At 70.6% G+C, this 19368-nt stretch carries 18 protein-coding genes; 10 read left to right on the forward strand and 8 right to left on the reverse strand.

Annotated elements, in window-relative coordinates; translation table 11 throughout:
- Nucleotides 1–120 precede the first annotated feature (120 nt).
- Complete coding sequence (locus tag ACWCPW_RS48975) at nucleotides 121–1605, reverse strand: glycosyl hydrolase family 18 protein (protein ID WP_449768142.1); 1485 nt, start codon at nucleotides 1603–1605, stop codon at nucleotides 121–123.
- A 1054-nt stretch (nucleotides 1606–2659) separates the two neighbouring features.
- Nucleotides 2660–3478, reverse strand: a complete 819-nt coding sequence (locus tag ACWCPW_RS48980) for an MBL fold metallo-hydrolase (RefSeq protein WP_449768143.1) — start codon at nucleotides 3476–3478, stop codon at nucleotides 2660–2662.
- A gap of 114 nt (nucleotides 3479–3592) precedes the next feature.
- Here ACWCPW_RS48980 and ACWCPW_RS48985 point away from each other — a divergent pair, with 114 nt between their 5' ends.
- On the forward strand, nucleotides 3593–4201 hold the full coding sequence (locus ACWCPW_RS48985; protein WP_449768144.1) for a helix-turn-helix domain-containing protein: 609 nt from the start codon (nucleotides 3593–3595) through the stop codon (nucleotides 4199–4201).
- A 920-nt stretch (nucleotides 4202–5121) separates the two neighbouring features.
- On the opposite strand, the gene ACWCPW_RS48990 is transcribed toward ACWCPW_RS48985, so the two are convergent.
- Entirely contained in the window at nucleotides 5122–5562 is a 441-nt protein-coding gene (locus ACWCPW_RS48990; protein WP_449768145.1) for an ASCH domain-containing protein, read from the reverse strand.
- A 617-nt stretch (nucleotides 5563–6179) separates the two neighbouring features.
- On the opposite strand from ACWCPW_RS48990, the gene ACWCPW_RS48995 reads away from it, so the two are divergent.
- From ACWCPW_RS48995 to ACWCPW_RS49005, 3 genes are all read left to right on the forward strand, one after another.
- Complete coding sequence (locus ACWCPW_RS48995; RefSeq protein ID WP_449768146.1) at nucleotides 6180–6509, forward strand: hypothetical protein; 330 nt, start codon at nucleotides 6180–6182, stop codon at nucleotides 6507–6509.
- 336 nt (nucleotides 6510–6845) lie between these two features.
- Entirely contained in the window at nucleotides 6846–7070 is a 225-nt protein-coding gene (locus tag ACWCPW_RS49000; protein ID WP_449768147.1) for a hypothetical protein, read from the forward strand.
- A 20-nt stretch (nucleotides 7071–7090) separates the two neighbouring features.
- The gene (locus ACWCPW_RS49005; RefSeq protein ID WP_449768148.1) at nucleotides 7091–8638 is read left to right on the forward strand and encodes an ABC transporter substrate-binding protein; all 1548 of its coding nucleotides are present in this window, start codon (nucleotides 7091–7093) and stop codon (nucleotides 8636–8638) included.
- A 236-nt stretch (nucleotides 8639–8874) separates the two neighbouring features.
- Here ACWCPW_RS49005 and ACWCPW_RS49010 read toward each other — a convergent pair whose 3' ends face one another.
- Nucleotides 8875–9531: a TetR/AcrR family transcriptional regulator gene (locus tag ACWCPW_RS49010; protein WP_449768149.1), complete on the reverse strand. Its 657-nt coding sequence runs from the start codon at nucleotides 9529–9531 to the stop codon at nucleotides 8875–8877.
- Between the two features lie 96 nt (nucleotides 9532–9627).
- On the opposite strand from ACWCPW_RS49010, the gene ACWCPW_RS49015 reads away from it, so the two are divergent.
- Nucleotides 9628–10497: an NAD-dependent epimerase/dehydratase family protein gene (locus tag ACWCPW_RS49015; RefSeq protein ID WP_449768150.1), complete on the forward strand. Its 870-nt coding sequence runs from the start codon at nucleotides 9628–9630 to the stop codon at nucleotides 10495–10497.
- Nucleotides 10498–10642: 145 nt separating this feature from the next.
- The gene (locus tag ACWCPW_RS49020) at nucleotides 10643–12382 is read left to right on the forward strand and encodes a type IV secretory system conjugative DNA transfer family protein (protein ID WP_449768151.1); all 1740 of its coding nucleotides are present in this window, start codon (nucleotides 10643–10645) and stop codon (nucleotides 12380–12382) included.
- 84 nt (nucleotides 12383–12466) lie between these two features.
- On the opposite strand, the gene ACWCPW_RS49025 is transcribed toward ACWCPW_RS49020, so the two are convergent.
- Nucleotides 12467–13222 (reverse strand): LPXTG cell wall anchor domain-containing protein, encoded by a 756-nt coding sequence (locus ACWCPW_RS49025; RefSeq protein ID WP_449768152.1) that lies wholly within the window; start codon nucleotides 13220–13222, stop codon nucleotides 12467–12469.
- A gap of 574 nt (nucleotides 13223–13796) precedes the next feature.
- On the opposite strand from ACWCPW_RS49025, the gene ACWCPW_RS49030 reads away from it, so the two are divergent.
- From ACWCPW_RS49030 to ACWCPW_RS49040, 3 genes are all read left to right on the forward strand, one after another.
- Nucleotides 13797–14630 carry an arylamine N-acetyltransferase family protein gene (locus ACWCPW_RS49030; protein ID WP_449768153.1) on the forward strand — a complete coding sequence of 278 codons (834 nt, stop codon included), beginning with the start codon at nucleotides 13797–13799 and terminating at the stop codon, nucleotides 14628–14630.
- Between the two features lie 291 nt (nucleotides 14631–14921).
- Nucleotides 14922–15059: a hypothetical protein gene (locus ACWCPW_RS49035; protein WP_449768154.1), complete on the forward strand. Its 138-nt coding sequence runs from the start codon at nucleotides 14922–14924 to the stop codon at nucleotides 15057–15059.
- Nucleotides 15060–15245: 186 nt separating this feature from the next.
- Nucleotides 15246–15938, forward strand: a complete 693-nt coding sequence (locus ACWCPW_RS49040) for an alpha/beta fold hydrolase (RefSeq protein WP_449768155.1) — start codon at nucleotides 15246–15248, stop codon at nucleotides 15936–15938.
- A 650-nt stretch (nucleotides 15939–16588) separates the two neighbouring features.
- Here the strand turns inward: ACWCPW_RS49040 and ACWCPW_RS49045 are convergent.
- Nucleotides 16589–16966, reverse strand: a complete 378-nt coding sequence (locus ACWCPW_RS49045) for a pyridoxamine 5'-phosphate oxidase family protein (protein ID WP_449768167.1) — start codon at nucleotides 16964–16966, stop codon at nucleotides 16589–16591.
- 2 nt (nucleotides 16967–16968) lie between these two features.
- Complete coding sequence (locus tag ACWCPW_RS49050) at nucleotides 16969–17673, reverse strand: NAD(P)-dependent oxidoreductase (protein WP_449768156.1); 705 nt, start codon at nucleotides 17671–17673, stop codon at nucleotides 16969–16971.
- An 87-nt stretch (nucleotides 17674–17760) separates the two neighbouring features.
- Between ACWCPW_RS49050 and ACWCPW_RS49055 the strand changes: the two genes are divergently transcribed.
- On the forward strand, nucleotides 17761–18360 hold the full coding sequence (locus tag ACWCPW_RS49055; RefSeq protein ID WP_449768157.1) for a TetR/AcrR family transcriptional regulator: 600 nt from the start codon (nucleotides 17761–17763) through the stop codon (nucleotides 18358–18360).
- Nucleotides 18361–18617: 257 nt separating this feature from the next.
- On the opposite strand, the gene ACWCPW_RS49060 is transcribed toward ACWCPW_RS49055, so the two are convergent.
- On the reverse strand, nucleotides 18618–19214 hold the full coding sequence (locus tag ACWCPW_RS49060; protein WP_449768158.1) for a dihydrofolate reductase family protein: 597 nt from the start codon (nucleotides 19212–19214) through the stop codon (nucleotides 18618–18620).
- Between the last annotated feature and the right edge of the window lie 154 nt (nucleotides 19215–19368).

The following is a 19368-nucleotide window of genomic DNA, read 5'->3' on the forward strand; positions in this document are numbered from 1 at the left end:
ATGTGGGCTACGGCTACGGCAACTTCCTGTGGTACGGCACGTCGCCGTACCCGAACTCGAACGACACCGGCGTGCCCCCATCGGGGCCGGCCGCGACCGAGCGCGGATGGGGCGGGTGGGTTATCCCAGTCCGCCGTTGAGGGCGGCGGCGAGTTCGCCGTTCTCGGTGTCGCCGCTCAGCTCCCAGAAGAAGGCGCCGCCCAGCTTCTGTTCCTTGGCCCACTTCGTCTTGACGGCGAGGCTGGCCGGGGTGTCGTAGCCCCACCATTCGTTGCCGCAGTGGCCGTACGAGGTGCCGCCGGCCAGCCCGGTGGCGGGGCAGCGAACCTTGAGCGCGCGGTAGCTTCCGTCACCCGACGCGGGCGCGGTCGCGGTGCCGCCCGGTTCGCTCTGGGTGACGCCCGTCCAGCCGTGGCCGTAGAAGGGAATACCGAGCAGCAGCTTCTTCGCGGGTACGCCCTTCCCCCGGAGCTTGGCGATGGCGTCGGCCGAGTTGAAGCTCGGCACGGGGATGCCCGGGTACGACGTCAGCGGCGAGTGCGGGGCGGTCGGGCCCTGCGCCATCCACGGCCCGAAGAAGTCGTACGTCATCACGTTGTACCAGTCCACGGCCCCCGAGGCGCCGCCGTAGTCGGCGACGTCGAGCCTGCCGCCCGGGGAGGCGTCGGCCGTGATGGCGGCGGTGACCAGGTTGCCGGTGCCGAAGCGGGCGCGCGTGGCGTCCAACAGGGTCTTGATCGACCCGAAGCCGCTCGCGTCACAGGTCAGACCGCACGCGTTCGGGTACTCCCAGTCCAGGTCGATGCCGTCGAACACGTCGGCCCAGCGCGGGTCTTCGACCACGCTGTGGCACGACTCGGCGAACGCGGCCGGGTTCTGCACGGCCTCGGTGAAGCCGCCGGACCAGGTCCAGCCGCCGAACGAGTAGAGGATCTTGATGTGCGGGTACTTCTTCTTCAGCTCGCGCAGTTGGTTGAAGTGGCCCTTCAGCGGCTGCTCCGGGGTGTCGGCGACCCCGTCGACGCTGTCGGCCGCGGTGAAGGGCCTCTGGTAGTCGGCCCAGGGATCGCCGACCACGCACTTGCCGCCCTCGACGTTGCCGAACGCATAGTTGATGTGGGTGATGTTGCGGGCCGTTCCGGACGTGTCGATGTTCTTGGCCAGGTAGGGGCCCCAGTTGGTGAAGTAGCCCAGCTTGATCTTCGCTTCGCCGGTGGTACGCACCTTCAGAGGGGCACTGGCGGGACCGACCTGGTCCCTCGTGTCGCGCGCGACGACGGTGTAGGTGTAGCCGGTGCCGCTGTTGAGACCGCGGTCGACATAGGAGGTGTGTCGAACGGTGGCGACCTTGACGCCGTCGCGCAGCACATCGTAGTTGCGCACGCCCCGGTCGTCCCTGGCCGCGCGCCAGGAGAGCTTGACCGACGTGTCGGTGACGTGGCTCGCGTGGGGCCTGCCCGGCGCGGTCGGCGGCCGGTCCCTGCCCCAGCCGGAGCCCCGGTCGGACGTCTCCGAGCTGCCGGTGCCCTCGGCATGGGCCGTCCCGGTCAGGCCGACCATGGCCCCCAGAGGCAACAACAGGGCCGTGAGCAGAGCGATGAGCATACGACCGCGCCTGGTGCCCGGCCGATCGGGGTCTCGCGGGTGCGTGACGGGTCGTGCGGTGCCTGTGCTCAAGGGAACTCCTCGAACTCGGTCCGAACGTGCGGGGACGCTGCGCCGCCACGCGGGCGCGTCGTGAGCTTCGACATACCCGTCGCGGCTGCATGAGCCTAGGAAAGGTCCGAACCACTGGTCAATGGTCTGAACCAAATTGGTCTGGACCAGAGTTGGGCGACATCCGACCCTCGACGGCACGGATACCGGCGCTCATCGGCGGTCGCCTCGCACGGACCGAATGTGTCAGGGGGCGGGAGGGGGTTCTTCGGCTCGGGTTGTGCGGCGGAGGGTATGCGTGGCGGCGGTGCGGATGGCTCGGGCGCCGCGCGATGCGCGCCGGCGGCTCAGCTCGCGCAGGATCGGGCGCGGGGTTCGCGGATTGGCGGCCAGCAGGGCGAGGACGTCCGGGGCATCGCCGGCGGCGAGCATGGCGGCCTCCTCTGCGTCGAGGGAGGGACTGGACGCGAGTCTGCGGTGTTCGCGGCGGCGGAGCGCGTCGGCGACGTGCGGATCGACGAGCCCCGACCTCGACCATCGGGCGGTGACGGACACACGGCGGCACGAGGAATCCGGTTGCCGAGCTTGCCGTTCGGCCCCTGCTTCGGTCGGTGCGGTCAGTGGGGTCGGTGCGGTCAGTGGGGTCGGTCGCGATGAAAGCAGGTCGCGGGTGATGCGCCCGAGAGGTAGCGTCCTCGTTCGTGGCCGACGATGATCCCAAGGACTCCTGTGCGTCGACCAGCGGACGTGGGACCGGGGGCGAGGGCCGTGGAATCGAGTGTGCCGTGCCCGACGGAGCCCACGGACGCGCGCCCGCGGAACCGTCCAACGTTCGGAGCGAGTTCCGCGGGAAGGCGTCCGCCGCGGGTTCCCAACCCTGCGCAGCAAGACGCTGCGCCACGCAACCGCCGGGACGGTCTGCGCCGTCGGCCCCCGAGGCGGCGAAGCTGCCGCCTCGGGCGTGCCGGAGTACGCGAGCGCGGCCCGGAGCCGACGGGCTCGATCAGCCGATCGGTGGTGCGAGGTATTCCAGCGCGTAACCGTCGCCGGAGGGGGTTACGCGGGCGATGCCGGGTGAGTCGAGGTGGGCGCCGGCTACGAAGTGGTGTGGCTGGGTCAGTTGTTCGAGGAGGGCCGCGCGCGCGGCGCGGGCCTGGGACTGGTTGCCGTCGAGCTCCCAGGACACGTTCGGCCGGTCGAATTGGAGCGTGGGAACGTGAACGGTGTCGCCCCAGGCGAGAAGGTGGCCGGTGCTGCTCCTGACCTCGTAGACGGTGTGACCGGGTGTGTGGCCCGGTGTCGGGATCGCGGTGGTCCAGTCGTTGATCGCGATCCTCTCGGATACGGGTACGACCCGGTCGCGGATCGGCTCGAGCCGCCCCGTGAACACCGAGGTGTCGCCCGCGCCGATCCACACGCGCTCGAGTCCGGTGAACGCCTCCGAACCGTCCGGCGCGATCAGGCCGCTCACGTGGTCTTCGTGCTTGTGGGTGATGGCCACATCGGTGACCTGCGCCCGGTCGATTCCCGCTTCGTCGAGCGCGTCGTAGATCAATCCCATGGTGGGGTCGTGCCAGGCGTTGGACGCGCCGGTGTCGATGAGAACCGACCGGGTGCCGTCGGTGACGAAGAAGGCGTTGACCGACAGCCGCAGGTTGTCGCCGGCCAGCGGGACGGCGGCCGGCAGCTCGTCGAGCGTGCACCCGTCCTCGTCCCGGAGCCGTGTCGGCGGCATGTCGATGTACCCGTCTCGCAACGAGATCACCTGCAGATCGCCGAATTCGAATCTGGCATGGTGCCGGCCACTCGAGATCAAACGCATGGAACCCCTCCGTCGTGTCGGGCGCGCATCGCACGTCTCCGATAGAAGACCAAATCTTCTATAGGAGAAACCCTACACTGTGGGCAGCGAGATACCCATCGATCGAGGAGCACGGTGGTCGAGCGAGACGGAAACGCGGCCGAACCACGGCACGGTGACGACCTGGCCGGCGCGTTCGGCGGTAACGTGCGGCGACGTCGCGAGGAGGCGGGCCTGACGCTGGAGCAGTTGTCCACACAGTCGTCGGTCAGCCGGGCGATGTTGTCCAAGGTCGAACGCGGCGAGAAGAGCCCGACGATCGGCGTCGCGTCCAGGATCGCCCACGCGCTCGAAGTGTCGCTCTCGGACCTGATCGGTGCGCCGGATGCTGCCGCGTCCGGTGTGGCCGTCGTCATGCGCAAGAACGATCGCCCCGTGTTCCGTGACCCGGAAACCGGCTTCGAGCGCCACATCGTGTCGGCGGCCCCGGGCGCGGGAGGAGCCGAGCTGGTCGTCCACTACCTCCCCGCGCAGGTCTCCACCGGGCTGTTGCCCGCCTATCCGCCGGGTACGGAGAAACAACTCGTGGTGCTCGAAGGCGCCCTCACCGTCGCGATCGGCGGGATCAGCGAGACCCTGAACACAGGCGACTCCCTGTTCTTCCAAGCCGACGCGGACCACGGCTTCGCCAACCGCACGAACGCTCCCTGCGAATACATCATGGTCATCTCGCGCAGAACCTGATCGACCGCCCATTTCCGAACCCGGGGCGGTGCTCGTGTCGTCGTGGTGGTTCGTGTCGTGGTTCACGGCGGCTGTCCGTCCGAGAGGGCGGGGTGGATGTGGTGTGGTACGCCGTGCGTCCACCGTCTCGGGGCCGGGCGTGGGCGGGTCTGCAGATCACACGGGGTCGGGCGAAGGTCGGGTGCGAACGGCGAACGACTCGGAGTCGTGCCGGACCGGTCGCCGAACGTCCCGCAGAAACCCCGGCGTGCGGAGCAGACTTGGCCGGAACCGGCCGGAGTTGGCACCCGGAGCGGAGCACGAGGGGGTGGGGCGCGTGTCCCTGAACCGGAAAAGGGCGCCGCTCCCGGGATGGGAGCGGCGCCGCGAAGAGTTCGAAGGCCGGTGAGGGTGGCCGCCTCACGGCGGAAGGCACACCGTGGCTCCAGCCGAGCGGTATTCCACGGAGGCAATGGTTGGGCCCGGGGGCACACCCTCACCGACGCCCATCACAACCGGAACCACCCCGAGATCATTCCCCACCGCCGATTTCCCTCCGGCGGTTTCGGGGACGCGGTCCACGAGTTCCGTTGGGTGCGGGCGGGCGGCAGCGGCCCGCCGTCCCAAGGGGGTGCCGCATGTGAGAGGCGGGCCTGCGGCACTCCGTCGAGGCCGCATGTCCGTGCCACCGGCATCCGCGGGCGCCCGGCGACCGCCTCTGCGGCAAGGCGCTCCGAGGTCACAGTGGCCGGATCGGCCATGACCGCCGTCGAGCCGACAGCCCACACGTGGTCGTCGAGCACGAAGTGCAGCGTCGACGCCAAACGGCCACCCGGGGCCGACACTTCGGCGACCGTCGAGCCCTCGCCCGCCGGGTGCAGGGCCGCTGATACGCCGTCCGGGGCCCCATCGCCTTCACCTGGTCGTGCGGTTCGGCGGGGTCAGCCTCGTGGGAGGAGTTTGAAGCGTTTGGCGACGACCGGGGTGTCGTCGTCGACGGTGAAGTCGGGGTCGTCCATCGCCGCCCGCATCTCGGGGCCGTGCCAGAACGTCTCGTGGTTGGCCCGCCATTGCGCGACCGAGGTGTCGCCCTCGCCCTCGTCGCGGGCGTGCGGCCAGTCGACGTCCGCCAGCCGCAGCACGCGAACCTCGGTGACCTCGACGACACCGACGCCACGTCCGCGCGAGTCGACCACGGTGAACCTGTCGCCCACTCGCGGGAGTTCCTCGCCCGCGTGCTCGTAGTCCGCGAGAATCCCGGTGGTACTGGTCTTGGCCCCCTCGAGCACCGCGGCGACGAGCCGGTCACGCAACGGACCGGGAAAGGCGAACTCCATGGGCGGGTACTCGAACTCGTCGATCACGTGCCCACGCCAGGGCATGTCTTCAATCCCCCACCGCGCGGCAGGCAGCGACCGATGCGTTCGGGATGCCATGCGGCGAGGGTGAAGTCGAGGCGTTCGGCGTGAGGTTCGTGGGGTGAGGTCCGCTGCGATGTCCTCGTCGGCCGAGCACGCGTGGGGTTGTCGATCAAGGGAGGCTTGCGCGCCCCGGCTGGACGTGCGGTTCGCGTGATCGGGGCCGGCGGGGCCACAGCGGCAGACAAGCCTCCGGCATGGTCAACTCCACGTTTCAGGTCGCTGCTCCGGGACGTGCCGAGCGATGGAGGGTCGTGCTCCTCGAGTTGCCACGACTTCCGCGGTCCCCGGCGAATGCGGCACCAGGTCGACCGCCCAACCAACCCGTAGCCGCCTGCGCGCTGACTCCAGGCAACCCCACAGAGGCTTGGCAGACCGTATTCCGGCGCGGAGTGCCAGTTTCGATGGTGACGCGGACACAGCCGAGTGCCGCCGGGCACCCTGTGTGCCGCCCACCGCCGCCTCGTGACACGCGACGAGCACGCAGGCCGGTCGCGGGGGCGGATCCAGGGCTGCCGCGTCCGCCGTCCGGTGCCACGATGGAGTGGAGGGCCCTTTTCGCCCGGCGATGGGAAGGCGATATGAGCCGCGAGTATCACTTTCATTGCGAGCACGCCGGCTGCTCGGTCACCGTGGGCCTGCGGATGGGCTGGACGCGGGAGCTGGAGCTCCTCGTGGACGGGAAGGAGGTCGCCGCCGCGCGCGTCCACGGCCACCGCGCCCAGACCCGAGTGATGACCGCGACCCTGCCCACCGACCCGCCTCGCGGCATCGAGGTCGAAGTGACGCTACCGGGCGCTCTCGGCGGCGATCCGGTGAGCGTCCTGCTCGCGGATGGCGAACGCAGGCCCATGCCCGCTCGGGAGGTGCCCCGGCGGTCGCGGCCGACGGAGGCGTCCTGGTACTCCTGAGACGGCGAGGGTGATCGGATCCGACCAGCCGAACAGGCGGTGGTCGCCTTCCATCGCGCCCCGCCCTCCGCTCGGCTTTCGCTGACGGGGAACAGCCTCGGGGGTTCTGCTTTGCGGGCGGTACAACGCAGGTGTAAAGACGCTGCCTGCGGTGCGCTCGGGGGGGGCGAATCCGTGGCGTCGGACCGCGAATTCCGGAGCCGGCCGGGCTCGGCGTCGGCGATTCGCACAGGATCGGGGATCGTTCTTCGTGCGCGGCGACGATCCCCCGGTTTCCGGCCACTGCCTACCGTGATCGTCCGCAGCGGCGCAGGCCGCACTCCGAGGAGGATTCCCGTGACGAGACGATCCGAATTGCCGGGTACCCCGCCCGCAGACCGCCGATGGGCACCGGGCGCCGAGTCGGGTGCGGGACTCGGCACCGGGCCCGCCGCGGCCGGGCTCTTCCCGGACGCGGTCGCCGAGCGCTTCCCGGTCGCCGAGCGCTTCGCGGTCGCCGAGCGCTTCGCGGTCGCCGAGCGCTTCCCGGTCGCCGGGCATTTCCCGGGAGGCGCGCGATGAGACGCGTCTCGCGTGGGGTCGTGGGAACCCTCGTCCTGGGTCTGCTCGCCGCCGGATGCGGTGGGAGCGATGGGGGTGGTGCCGCCGGCGACGGCGATACGCTGACCGTCGGGGTCATCGCCGATCCCGGTGGCCTGAATCCGCTCACCGCGCTGAACGCGAGCGCGTTCATGCTGAACCGCTTCTCGTACGACGGGCTGCTCAACATCCAGCCCGACGGGCGCATCGTCTCCGGTGTCGCCGAGAAGTGGACATCCGATGCGACCACCGCGAGCTTCACCCTCAAGCGCGGCGTGACATGCGACGACGGTACGCCGTTGACCGCCTCCGCGATCGCGGCGCAATACGCCTACATCGCCGAGCCGGCCAACGCGTCGCCCATGCTCGGCATGATCGTGCCCACGGGCCTCACCGTCTCCGCCGACGACGCCGCCGGTACCTTGACGCTCAAGACGCCGGAGCCCACACCCTTCCTGCTGCGCAATGCCGCGACGCTGCAACTGGTGTGTCCCTCCGGCATGCGCGCGCAGGGCAGGCTGGACGGCGCCTCCGACGGGACCGGGCCCTACCGGCTGACCGAGGCGGTACCGGGCGACCACTTCACCTTCACCAAGCGGCAGGGCTACACCTGGGGTCCGGACGGCGTGGACAACGCCCTCACCCCGGACCGGGTGGTCTTCAAGGTGATCGGCAACGAGTCCACCCGGACCAATCTGCTCCTGAGCGGCCAGTTGGACGTCACGACGGTGGTCGGCCCCGACCGGTCCCGGCTGGCCGCGGCCGGGATCAAGTCCACGGCCATGCAGGACCCGCTCGGCCAATTGTTGTTCAACGAGGATCCGAATCGAGTCACCGCCGATCCGCAGGTGCGTCGGGCGCTGGTCACCGCGATCGACCTCCGGCAACTCGGCGCGGTCGCCACCGGCGGCAAGGGTGTGCGGCCGACCCGGCTGGGCACCGCGATGTCCCCGCCCTGTCCGACCGACTCGGTCACCGCCAACCTGCCGACGCACGACGTGGACCGCGCCGCCGAGCTGCTGAGCACCGCCGGGTGGAGGAAGTCCGGTGGGTACTGGACCAAGGACGGGCGGCAACTGTCCATCACCGTGCCCTACCCGGGCCTGTCCGGCACCCAGGTCGTCGCGGCCGCCGAGCTGGCGGTCAAGCAGTGGAAGTCGTTCGGCGTGAAGGTGACCCTCCAGCCGACGACCCCGGCGGCGAAGGTGTCCACACTGATGGCCGGCCAGTGGGACGTGGCCTGGGCGCCGCTGTCACTGAGCACGCCCGACCAGATGCTCCCGTTCTTCTCCGGGACCAAGCCGCCCGAGGGCCTCAACTTCGGTTCCGTGCAGAACCCGGAGTACCAGCGCCTGACCGCGCTCGCGATGGCCAAGCCGGACACCTCGGGCTGCGCCGAATGGACCGCGGCGGAGGAGGAATTGATGAAGCGGATCGATGTGATCACCTTCATGGACAGCAACGTCCCCTACTTCACCCGGGGTTACGCGTTCGAGGTCGACGGCGGCGGTTTCCTGCCCACATCCCTGCGCCGCACCGACGCGCGCTGACGATCGCCGGCGCCGTGGGCGGTGCCGGCGGCGGGCGGCGGCAACGCGGCGGCGCGCGACGGCCGGCGGGGCAGTGGCACGGCGCGGCGAGGGCGCCTGGGGGAATCGGTCGGGGCCGCGCCCGAATCCACGACGGTGAGCGGCCCGACCGAGGCCATCCGCACGTCTGTGCCCTGCCCTGCCCGGCAGGCCCCTTCAATGTCCCGACCTGCGATAAGAGGTCGGGTGACGTCGGGTCAGCGGCTCGAGTGGGGGCCCTGTGTGCGCGTGGCCGTTGGGAAGGTGTCGGTCAGTATTTCGAGGAGGTCGCGTCCGCGGGCGCGGCCTCCTTTCATGCGGCCGTCGAGCATGAGGCTGACGAGGCCGTGCATCTGGGCCCACAGCAGATCGGTGGCCGCGTCGTCGTCGTAGGCGGTGGCGGGGTGGTCCGCTGCCCCCGCCTGGACCGCGCTCTTGAGGACCACGAAGCATCGGGCGGCCGAGGGTGGGGCGTCCGGGGTCCCGAACGGGACGTCGGGGAGGCTGTGCATGAGCCGGTACAGGTGCGGGTTGCCGGAGGCGAACTCCCAGTAGGCGGCGGCGACCCGGCCCAGTGCGCTCGTGGTGCCGTCTCGAGGTTCGGGGCATTGGGCTCGGTCCAGGCGGTCGGCGAGTTCGGCGAAGCCGACGTCGAGGAGTCCGATCAGGAGCGCCTGCTTGTTGGCGAAGGACTGGTAGAGGATCGGTGCGGTGTAGCCGACCCGGTCGGCGACCGCGCGCATGGTCACCTTCTCGAAGCCGCCGGACTCGTCTGCGATCTCCCGGGCAGCCGTCAGCAGTTCGGTACGCAGCTGCTCCCTGGCCTGGGCCCGCTCGTCCGCCGTGCCCTTGATCCTGTACTGCCCCGCCGGCATTCGATGCTCCTCGTTCTCGCTTGCTAACGATGTTAGACAAGCTGGAGGGGATGGTCTACTGTCGAAATCTAACGTTGTTAGAAAACGGGAGCGATCATGCGTGTACTCGTCACCGGTGCGTCCGGAACGATCGGAAGCGCGGTCACGCGGTCACTGCTGCGGCAGGGCCACACCGTCGTCGCGACCACCACCGCGGGCAGCCGCTCCCCCGCGCCGGAAGGCGTCGAGACGTTCACCGCGGACCTCTTCGAGGCCGGTGCGCTGACCGAGGCGGCGGGCGGCGTGGACGCCGCCGTGCACGCGGCGTCGAGCAACGACGAACGGGCCGGCGAACTCGACCGCACAACGGTCGGTGCCCTGGTCGAGGCGTTCACGGGAACCGACAAGCCGCTCGTCTACACCAGCGGCCTGTGGCTGCACGGGAACGTGGGGTCCACGCCGTTGACCGAGGCGTCTCCGCTCGCCCCGCCGATGGTGGTGGCCTGGCGCCCGGCGGTCGAGGAAATCCTCGCCGAGGCCGCGTCGCGGGGTGTGCGTACCGTCCGGATCCGACCCGGCCTGGTCTACGGCGGGGGTCGGGGCTACGTTCCGATGCTCCTGGCTCCCCAAGACGCAGACGGCCACAAGGCCGTGCGGCACTTCGGCGACGGGTCGAACCGATGGGCGGTGGTCCACGCCGACGATCTCGGCGACCTGTACGCCCTGGCGGTGGAGCGCGCCCCGGCCGGCTCCGTCTACCTCGGCGCGAACGAAGAACCCGTGCGTGTGCGGGAGGCCGCCAAGGCCGTGGCCGACCAGCACGGCGCGCGGGTTCAGGAGTGGGACCCGGCCGACGCACAGCGGTATCGGAACGTCATGGTCGAGGCACTCATGCTGGACCAGGCCGCGAGCAACGCCAAGGCCCGCACCGAACTCGGATGGATACCGACCCGGCACGGCCTCCTCGACGAACTCGCCGCGGCATGACCGCATGCACGAACTCGCCGCGGCATGACCACATCCACACCCGGTCACCGATACCTGCATCCCGTGCCGACCCCGGGAAGGCGACATGACACATGAGCCGCCGACCGGGATCGCCATCGCCGCATTCGGGATCAAGGGGTAACGCATGAGCGCCACACAAAGGCGTAGAGGGCCCAACGTCGAACTCGAGGCGTTGGTTTTCCTGCTCGGCATCGTCACGTTGGTGGCGCTGCACGTGATGGCCTGGTTGGCGGCGTCGTGGGGCGGGGGGCCGTCCGAGCATCCCGGTCCGAATCCGCTCGTCCTGGGGGTGCGCCTGATCATCGGCGACTACCGGTGGCCGGGTGCCCTGGCGACCGTCTTCCTGGTCGCGGAGGTCCTCGGAGTACTCGTCCTGGTGGTGATCGGCTGGTCGGTGCGGAACAAGTCCAGGGGCAGTCGCGAGCGGATCGACCTGGCCAACCGCTACCTGGCCTCACCCAAGGAACTGCGACCGTCCCTGACGCCTCAGGTGAGGCGTACGGCGGAGAAGCTCGGCGTCGCGAAGGGGACCACACCGGGCGTGTTCATCGGCCGGACGGTGCGGGGCGGGGACGAGCTGTGGGGTTCGTGGGAGGACATGCACGTCGACATCTGGGGTCCGCGTACCGGTAAGACGGCCACCAGGGCCATCCCGAACATCGTCGCGGCGCCGGGCGCGGTGGTCGTCACCTCCAACAAGCGCGACGTGGTCGACGCCACGCGTGGCATTCGTGAGGCCAAGGGCACGGTCTACATCTTCGACCCGCAGAACCAGGCCGGCGGCAAACCGGTGTTCTGGTGGAACCCGCTGAGCTACGTCGAGGACAGCATCGTCAAGGCCGTCAAGCTCGCCGCCCGCTTCGTCTCCGCCAACCGCCAGGACCACGCGCGCAGCGACGCGTACTTCGAGCCCGCCGCACAGGACCTGTTCGCCAACCTGTTGCTGGCGGCGTCGATCGACAGGCGTCCGATCACCCAGGTGTACGTGTGGTTGACCCGGCCCACCGACGACACGCCGGTGCGGATCCTGCGCGACGCCGGCCACCGTCTCCCGGCGGAGGCCGTCGAGTCGGTGATCGGCCAACCGGACCGGCAGCGCGCCGGTGTGTACGGCACCGCGATCCAGATGGCCTCGTTCCTGGTGGCCGAGAACATCAACGAATGGGTGACGCCGGGGAGCGACCCCTCACGGCCCGAGTTCGACTTCAAGGCGTTCGTACGCTCGCCGTCGGACACCCTCTACCTGCTGTCCGAGGAGAGCAACAAGATCGCCTCCCCGTTGGTGATGGCGCTGACCACGATCCTGGCCGAGGAGGCGGGGAACTACTCCCGTGACTCGCCCAACGGGCGGCTCCCGATCCCGGCGTTGTTCGTCCTGGACGAGGCCGCGAACGTGTGCCCGTGGAAGGCGCTTCCCGACAAGTACACGCACTTCGGTTCGCGTGGTGTGATCGTGATGGTGATCCTCCAGTCCTGGGCCCAGGGCGTCTCGGTGTGGGGCGACAACGGCATGTCGAAGTTGTGGGGTTCGGCGAACGTCCGGGTGTACGGGGGCGGCGTCTCCGACGTGTCGTTCCTGGAGAGCCTGGCCAAGTCCGCCGGTGTCTTCGAACCGCGAACGACCAGCACCAGCCACAAGTTCGGCGACCACCGCGGCATCAGCCGGGCGTCCCGGTCGGAGGCCGTGCTGGACGCGGCCGACCTGATGTCGATGCCCCGCGGCCGGGCCTTCGTCCAGATCAGCGGCTCGCGCCCCACGCTGGTGCGCACCGTGCCGTGGTGGGAGACCGAGTACGCGGACGACATCCGCCGCTCCATCGCCACCTACGACCCGTCGCACGCACTGGCCGCGGCACAGGTCTAGGGCACCCGTCCCGCCGAGCATCGGCTCGGCGGGACGGGTCGATCGACAGGGTCCGCCGTACACGGTCGGGCCCGGTTCGGACCGTCAGGCGGCGTGGTTGCCCCGGCGCCTGCGCAACAGGATGCCGCCGCCGACCAGGACCGCGGCGGTGGCGAGGAGTCCGCCCACCGCGACCGTGCCGGTCTGCGCGAGCGACTTGCCGCCGCCCCCGGTCGCGGGCTTCGAAGCCGTCGGGGCGACCGAGTCCGAGGCGGTCGGCGACGCGGACGACGAAGGACTACCGGTACCGGCCGACGAGGTGACGGGCGCGGGGGTCTTCGTGCCGTCGACCGGCGGCTTGCTGGTCGAGGGAGCCGCGGTGGTCGGCGGCGCGGTGGTCGGCGGGTTGGTCGTCGGGGGCTTGGTGGTCGGCGGCGTCGTCGGCGGCTTGGCCGGGCAGGCGTGCGACAGGTTGAACCACTTCACCTCGCCGCCCTTGACCTGGGCGACCGCGGAGGTCAGCGTGGCCCCGGCCGGCGACGCGACGTACGCGTGCTTGTCGGTGGGAGGACCGAAGGTGGTGATCACCTGCTGGCCGCCGGGCTGGAACGTCACGGTCAGCTTGACGAAGGACGTCCCGTTCGTGGGAAGCACGAAGTGCCACCCGTCCTTGTCGGCGGGGATCGTGTTCGGGCACTCGCCCCGCTCCACCCCATCGCTGGTGGCGGTCAGTGGGAGCTTCTGGTGCAGGTTTACGGTGTACGTGTCGCCGGTGGCGAAGGCCGGCGCCGTGCCGGCGGCCAGGACGAGCGGCACGGCGAGCGCGGTGGCCCAACGTGTGGCTTTGGAAGGCGAAGACATGGCGATACCTCTTGGGCAGAAGTAAGTTGCGGCCCAGGGGATCGTTCGTGTCACCCGGCACACGAACGCAGCCGAGACCCCTCGACACGCTCGCCCGAAAGACCGTTTCGTCCCCCCGAAACCGAAAAGACCCTCGATGAGGGCAGCCGAGATTCCCATCACGGAGAGTTCCACGTCAAGATAGAATTGTCCGAGTAGCAGTAGATATCCGCTTTATCCGCCTTGCTTGGGTATAACGATTTCCTACAACACGGCATTTTTTGGCCGTCGTCTCACACCCGGACGCGCTGACCGAACTCAACTTCACGCCTATATGCCCCATTTCGGCATTTCGCGAAGCCCGGTCATGCCGAACCAACCACGTCGACCGAGCATTTCCGGCCACTGGACGCGGGCCCTTCGACACCTTTGACCGCCGGTGCCCGGTCCCCGCCCGTCACAGGTGGCGAGCACGTTCGCCCACCGCGAGGTCGACGGCGTCGTCCGCGCCGACCACTTCGGCGGTGACGTCCGCACGACCTCCTCGTCGACACCCTCGAGGCAGGCCGGAGCCGGGCACTGGTTGACTGGCCGCGTGAGTACTGATCTTTGGCAGGTGGGCGGGCTCGACCTCGACGGCTACCTCGCGCGGCTCGGCCTCCCGGCGCGGACGCCGGGGCGGGAGGCGCTGGACGAGTTGCACGAGGCGCACGTACGGACGTTCACGTTCGACAACATCGACGTGTTCCTCGGGCGGCCCGGCGGCCTGGACCTGGCGGCCGTACAGGAGAAGTTCGTGGGCCGGGGCCGGGGCGGCTACTGCTTCGAGCACTCGACGCTGTTCGCGGCCGTACTGGAGCGGCTGGGCTATGACGTACGCCGCCACCTCGGGCGTGTCGGCGACCCGGCGGACGGCAGCCTGCAGGGCCGCACCCACATGGTCGTCGAAGTGGCGCTGGACGGGCAGCGGCTGCTGTGCGACCCGGGATTCGGGATGAGCGTGCTGCGCCCGATCCCGCTGGCGGACGGCGCGCAGGACGAATACCTCGGCTGGCACTACCGCGTCGACCACTCCGACGGAGTGTGGGAGATGCGCCGCCGGCGCGACGACGCCTGGCTGATGATGCACTCCACCGACGAACTGGCCGTGCTGCCCGTCGACGTCGAGATCGGTCACTACTACACGAGCACCCATCCGATGTCGCACTTCAAGCGCACGCTGATGGTCACCCGCCACCTGCCCGACCGGCACGTCACCATCACCCACGCCACGCTCACGGTGCGCCGGGCCGACGCGCCCACCGAGCACCGCCCGCTCCGCGACGGCGAACTCGCCGACTGGCTGCGCGTTCTGGAGGTCCCGCTCACGACGGACGAGGAACAGCGCCTCCTCGAACGGGCCGCCAAGGCGGTTGCGGCAAGCGTGTGAACACACGCCCGCGTCGATTTCGCCCGGACGGGTTGGTCAACGACCCGCGTTTCGCCGCTGTCGGTGGATGAGATCGGCGACAGCCGTGGGCCGGCTCAGGTACGGCGAGTGGCCGGTCTCCCATGTCTCCGAGGCCGAGCAACGGGCCGCGAAGCGGCTGACCAGTGGAGCTGCGATGGCACGGTCGTCGCGGGCGGCAACATAGCCTGCGGCAGCGTCCGCATGTAGGTCCCGACGTCGCCGGCCGCCGTGCGTCGTCCTGTGCGGCGACGAAAAGGAACGCGACGTACGGTGGACGCATCGCTGATCGGCCGCGAGTACGACCTGGCGCGGCTCACCGGGTTCCTGACCGACATACCGCACGTCGGCGGCGCCGTGGTGCTGCCCGGCGAACCCACGTGTATCAGGCGTTTCCCGAACTCGGTGTGACCTCGCGGGCCGGCCTACGCGACGCGTTGGAACACCTGCACAACCCCTGACGCCCCTGCGGCCTCGGCCGGCCGTGACGTAACACCACCCGGAACTACGTCATTTGACGGGTCCACAGTCTCCGGTCGTGTTCCTACAGTTCGAGCACGGGCCGCAGCCGCCGGCCCGACGAACGCGGGAGGAATGATGAGCGACAACGCGCCGAGCGGGACTGTCGTGCTGGTCCACGGCGGGTTCGTGGACGGCTCCGGATGGCAGGGGGTGTACGAGGCGCTCAAGGACGACGGCTACAACGTGGCCGTCGTGCAGAACCCGACCCTGTCGCTGGAGGGCGACGTGGCCGCGACCCGCATGGTGATCGACGCCGTACCGGGGCCTGTGACGCTGGTCGGGCACTCGTACGGCGGGGTGGTGGTCACCGAATCCGGAACACACGAGAAGGTGACGGCGCTGGCGTACATCGCGGCGTTCGCCCCGGACAAGGGCGAGTCGGTCAACACGCTGATCGCCGACCCGCCGCCCGGCACCGTGGGCCCGCCGATCCTGCCGCCGGTGGACGGCTACCTGCTCCTGGACCGCGACAAGTTCGCCGAGGCCTTCGCCGGCGACCTGCCTCTCGCGCAGGCCGAGTTCCTGGCCGACTCGCAGGTGCCGTGGGGGCTGGACGCGGCGGGCGGCGCGGTCTCCACGCCGGCCTGGCGTACCAAGCCGTCCTGGTACCTGGTCGCCACCGACGACCACATGATCCCGCCGCCCGCCCAGCGCGCGATGGCCGAGCGGATCGGCGCCCGGACCGTCGAGGTCGCGGGCAGCCACGCGATCTACGTCTCGCAGCCCGCCGCCGTTGCCGCGCTCATCAAGCAGGCCGTGGCCGGCTGACCGCGGCCCGACGACCGCACCACCGCGGCGCCCGCCGCCGACCCCAAAGCGGGGATCGGACGGCGGGCGCCTGACGTCCGCGGACCGGCCGCTCCCACCCTGCGCTCACCAGCCGCGCCCCCGAGCCCTCGGCCTCGGCCCCGCGCCGTGCGCCGTGCGCCAGCCGCCGCATGCCCGCGTCCGGGCCCGTGGCCGAGCGTTCCACCGCGGTTCGACACAGTGGGAATCCCGCCGCGAGCGAGATGCGCATGCACATGGCCCGCCAGTAGGCCAACCACCCCCACGAGGCGTTCGTCGGGCGTGGGGTCGCGGAAGACGGCGACGCCGCGGCGGAGTTCGAGGGCGCGGGTGTCCCTGGTGTCGGTGAACCGGAAGGCGACGGTCGGGTGGGGTCGGCCGCCCGCCGGCCGAACGGCTGTGGGCTCACCCGGTCTGGCAGCCGCGCGTCGCGCTCCCGCGGCCGAACGCGGCCCGGCGGACTCGGGGTCGGGTGGCCCGGGCACGCACGCGTGCCCGGGGCCACCGGTTCGCCCGCCTGCGGCGGTTCTTTTCGTGACGCCGCGGGCTGGGCCCTCTCCGTACGGCCCTGTGCCCGGCAGCGGTGCGACCGGGCCGTGCGGTCCGGGCGCGGGTCCGGACGTCGGGGCGGCTCAGTGGATCCCCAGGACCCGGTCCACGGTGATCTCGACGACCACGCGTCCCGGCGGCGCCGGCGGTGATGATCCGTAGCGGGCGAGGTAGCGGCGGACGCCCTCGTGGACGCGGCGCGGTTCGGCGGACAGTGTGGCCGTGCCTTCGAGGGTGATCCACCGGGCGCCCTGCGGTTGGCAGATCGCGGCCCGGCCGCCCGGGGCGGCGAGCAGGTTGCGCGCCTTGCGTGTCGTGTCGATCGTCAGGACGCGGGCCAGTCCCGCGTCGGCGTCCCAGGTGAAGCGGACGGTGACGACGTGCGGTGAGCCGTCCGGACGAATCGTGGTGAGCGTCCCGACGCTCGGCAGTGCCAACAGGGCCTCGGCGGAGGGCGTCAGCTTCACCCTCCCGCCGCCTTCCGGGCCCTGGCCTGACGCCAGATCAGCCTGGGGATGCTCATCCTGACGTCCCGGGTGGCGACTCCCATGGCCTTGCGGACGAACCGGCTGTCCTCCAGCCGACTCAGCATGGCGGCGGCGAGGTCGGTCCGCGCGGTGTAGAGCGCGTCGACGCTGTCCTCGCCGACTTCGTAGTCCGTCACTTCGGGGTGTTCGAACAGTCCGCCCGGGCGGACGACGGTCCAGTCCAGGCCGCTCTCTCGCAGGAGGGCCTCCATGCGGCGCATGTCGTCGTGTGCGGTCTTCGCCACCTTGCGGTTGACCAGGGGATCCATGACGAGGTTGAAGAAGTGCTCGCCGGTGGGCCGCCAGTTCGGGTCCGCCACGCTGGAGCTGACTGCCACGAGGCGCTTGACGCCGTGCTGTTCCATGCCGGCGAGGATGTTTTGTACCCCGTCCGAGTAGACGGTGACCCTCTCCCGGGTCGGCGGCACGCCCAGGGCCGAGACGACCGCGCCGCTGCCCGCGACCGCCGCCGCGACGGCGGCCGCGTCGGCCACGTCCACCACGGCGACGGTCAGGCCGGCGCGCGAGGGCAGGGCGTCCGCTCGGCGGGAGACCGCGGTGACCCGGTGGCCGGCGGCGAGGGCCTGGTCGGTGAGCCGGCGGCCGGTCGGTCCGGTGGCTCCGAAGACGGCGATGCGCATGAGTTCGCTCCTTGTTCCCGCCCCGGACGTTCGGCGGGGCTCGACAACGACGACTCTGCCGATGCGAGAGCGTGGTATTCAAAGACGATGAATAAAACCCGGGGCCGTCCGCGGGGCAATCCGCCGACCAGAGCACGCATCGCCGAGGCCGCCCGCGGCCTGTTCCTCGAGCACGGATACCGCCGCACGACGCTGCGGGCCGTCGCCGCCGCGGCGGGCGTGGACCAGGCGCTGATCAAGTACCACTTCGGCTCGAAGCAGCAACTGTTCGGCGAGGTCACGGAGTTGCAGTGCGCCCGGTCGCTCGGACTCGCCCAGGCGCTGCGGGGCGACCCCGCCGGCGTCGCCGACCGGATCCTGCGGGCCGTCACGGACGTGTGGGACGCGACGGTGGTCAACCGCGAAGCTCTGCAGGACGAGGACGTGATGGGCGTGCTGCGGGAGTACCTCGACGGGGAGGTGTTGCCGCAGATTGCTGAATATCTCGGCGGTACGGAGGCGACCGAGCGTGCGACCGCCGTGGTCACCGTGATCGGCGGACTGATCTTCACGCGGTACCTGCAACCGCTGCCCGCGTCCACGCGCCTCTCGGCAGCCGAGGTACGCCGCATACTGGCCCCGACCCTGCGCGCTGCCCTGCGGGGCAGCCGACCCGGGACCGGAGCGCGCCGAGTCGCCGCGGCCTGAATCCACCGCACGCCGAGGGCTGAGGCACCCCCACCGCGGCAAGCACCGGGTTCGGCTGCGGCTGCTCCCACTCCTCGGCGACGCTACGACCCGAGCGACGGGGGTCGAACCCCCCGGACGCACGCGGTGATCATGGCCACGCGGGTGCGACTGCGGTGGATGTGGGGGTACGCGTTGATCGAGTCGGCGCGGCCGGGCGCTGGGCCCGGCCGCGCTCTCGTCGCCTCGGGTCGCCGGAAGGCGGCCTCAGGCGCGGACTACGCCGCTGCCGCCGGTCGGTAGGTGCACACGTGCACACCCGTGCCGCTGACCACGGTGGAGACCAGTTCGAGCGTGCGCAGTGCGCCGTCGTCCGGGTAGATCGTCTTTCCGCCGCCGAGGAGCACCGGCATGATCATCAGCCGCAGCTCGTCGACCAGCCCTTCGGCCAGGAGGGTGCGGGCGAGCGAGAGGCTGCCCATCACCACCAGGTCCCGACCCTCGCTTCCGCGCAGCTTCCGGATCCGGTCCATGGCCTCGCCGCCGGGGACGAGGGTGGTGTTGTTCCACGTGAGGTCGTCCTCGCCCAGCGTGCCGGAGACGACGTACTTGGCCACCGAGTTCATGTGGTCGGCGAACGGGTCGCCGGCCCGCCCCGGCCAGGCCGCGGCCATGACCTGCCAGGTGCGGCGCCCGAAAAGCAGTGCGTCGGTGTCGGCGGCCCATGCGGCGAGGGCGCCGCCCATCACCTGCGGGTCGAAGAACGGGTGCGTCCAGCCGCCGTGGGCGAACCCGCCGTCGGTGTCCTCCTCCGGCCCGCCGGGGGCCTGCATCACGCCGTCCAGGCTGACGAACTCACCGATCACAATGCGCATCGAACTTCTCGTTTCCTCGTTGGTTGGCGGTCGTGGAGACCATCGGGCCGTCCACGACTTCATCGGTCCTGACGATCTTCTTTGTGCGGGCACCGCGGCGGGTGACCTTGAGCCACCTCGTTGTCCGACGACACACGTGTCACCACGACGCCTT

This window comes from Embleya sp. NPDC001921 (genome assembly GCF_053594475.1).

Bases quoted from the DNA above. Each gene is read 5' to 3' on its own strand.
- ACWCPW_RS49050 (WP_449768156.1), bottom strand. From the start codon at position 17,673: ATGCGCATCGCCGTCTTCGGAGCCACCGGACCGACCGGCCGCCGGCTC.
- ACWCPW_RS48990 (WP_449768145.1), bottom strand. From the start codon at position 5,562: ATGCCCTGGCGTGGGCACGTGATCGACGAGTTCGAGTACCCGCCCATG.
- ACWCPW_RS48980 (WP_449768143.1), bottom strand. From the start codon at position 3,478: ATGCGTTTGATCTCGAGTGGCCGGCACCATGCCAGATTCGAATTCGGC.
- ACWCPW_RS49010 (WP_449768149.1), bottom strand. From the start codon at position 9,531: ATGCCGGCGGGGCAGTACAGGATCAAGGGCACGGCGGACGAGCGGGCC.
- ACWCPW_RS49055 (WP_449768157.1), top strand. From the start codon at position 17,761: ATGAATAAAACCCGGGGCCGTCCGCGGGGCAATCCGCCGACCAGAGCA.
- ACWCPW_RS49060 (WP_449768158.1), bottom strand. From the start codon at position 19,214: ATGCGCATTGTGATCGGTGAGTTCGTCAGCCTGGACGGCGTGATGCAG.
- ACWCPW_RS48995 (WP_449768146.1), top strand. From the start codon at position 6,180: ATGAGCCGCGAGTATCACTTTCATTGCGAGCACGCCGGCTGCTCGGTC.
- ACWCPW_RS49020 (WP_449768151.1), top strand. From the start codon at position 10,643: ATGAGCGCCACACAAAGGCGTAGAGGGCCCAACGTCGAACTCGAGGCG.
- ACWCPW_RS49015 (WP_449768150.1), top strand. From the start codon at position 9,628: ATGCGTGTACTCGTCACCGGTGCGTCCGGAACGATCGGAAGCGCGGTC.
- ACWCPW_RS49040 (WP_449768155.1), top strand. From the start codon at position 15,246: ATGAGCGACAACGCGCCGAGCGGGACTGTCGTGCTGGTCCACGGCGGG.
- ACWCPW_RS49025 (WP_449768152.1), bottom strand. From the start codon at position 13,222: ATGTCTTCGCCTTCCAAAGCCACACGTTGGGCCACCGCGCTCGCCGTG.
- ACWCPW_RS48975 (WP_449768142.1), bottom strand. From the start codon at position 1,605: ATGCTCATCGCTCTGCTCACGGCCCTGTTGTTGCCTCTGGGGGCCATG.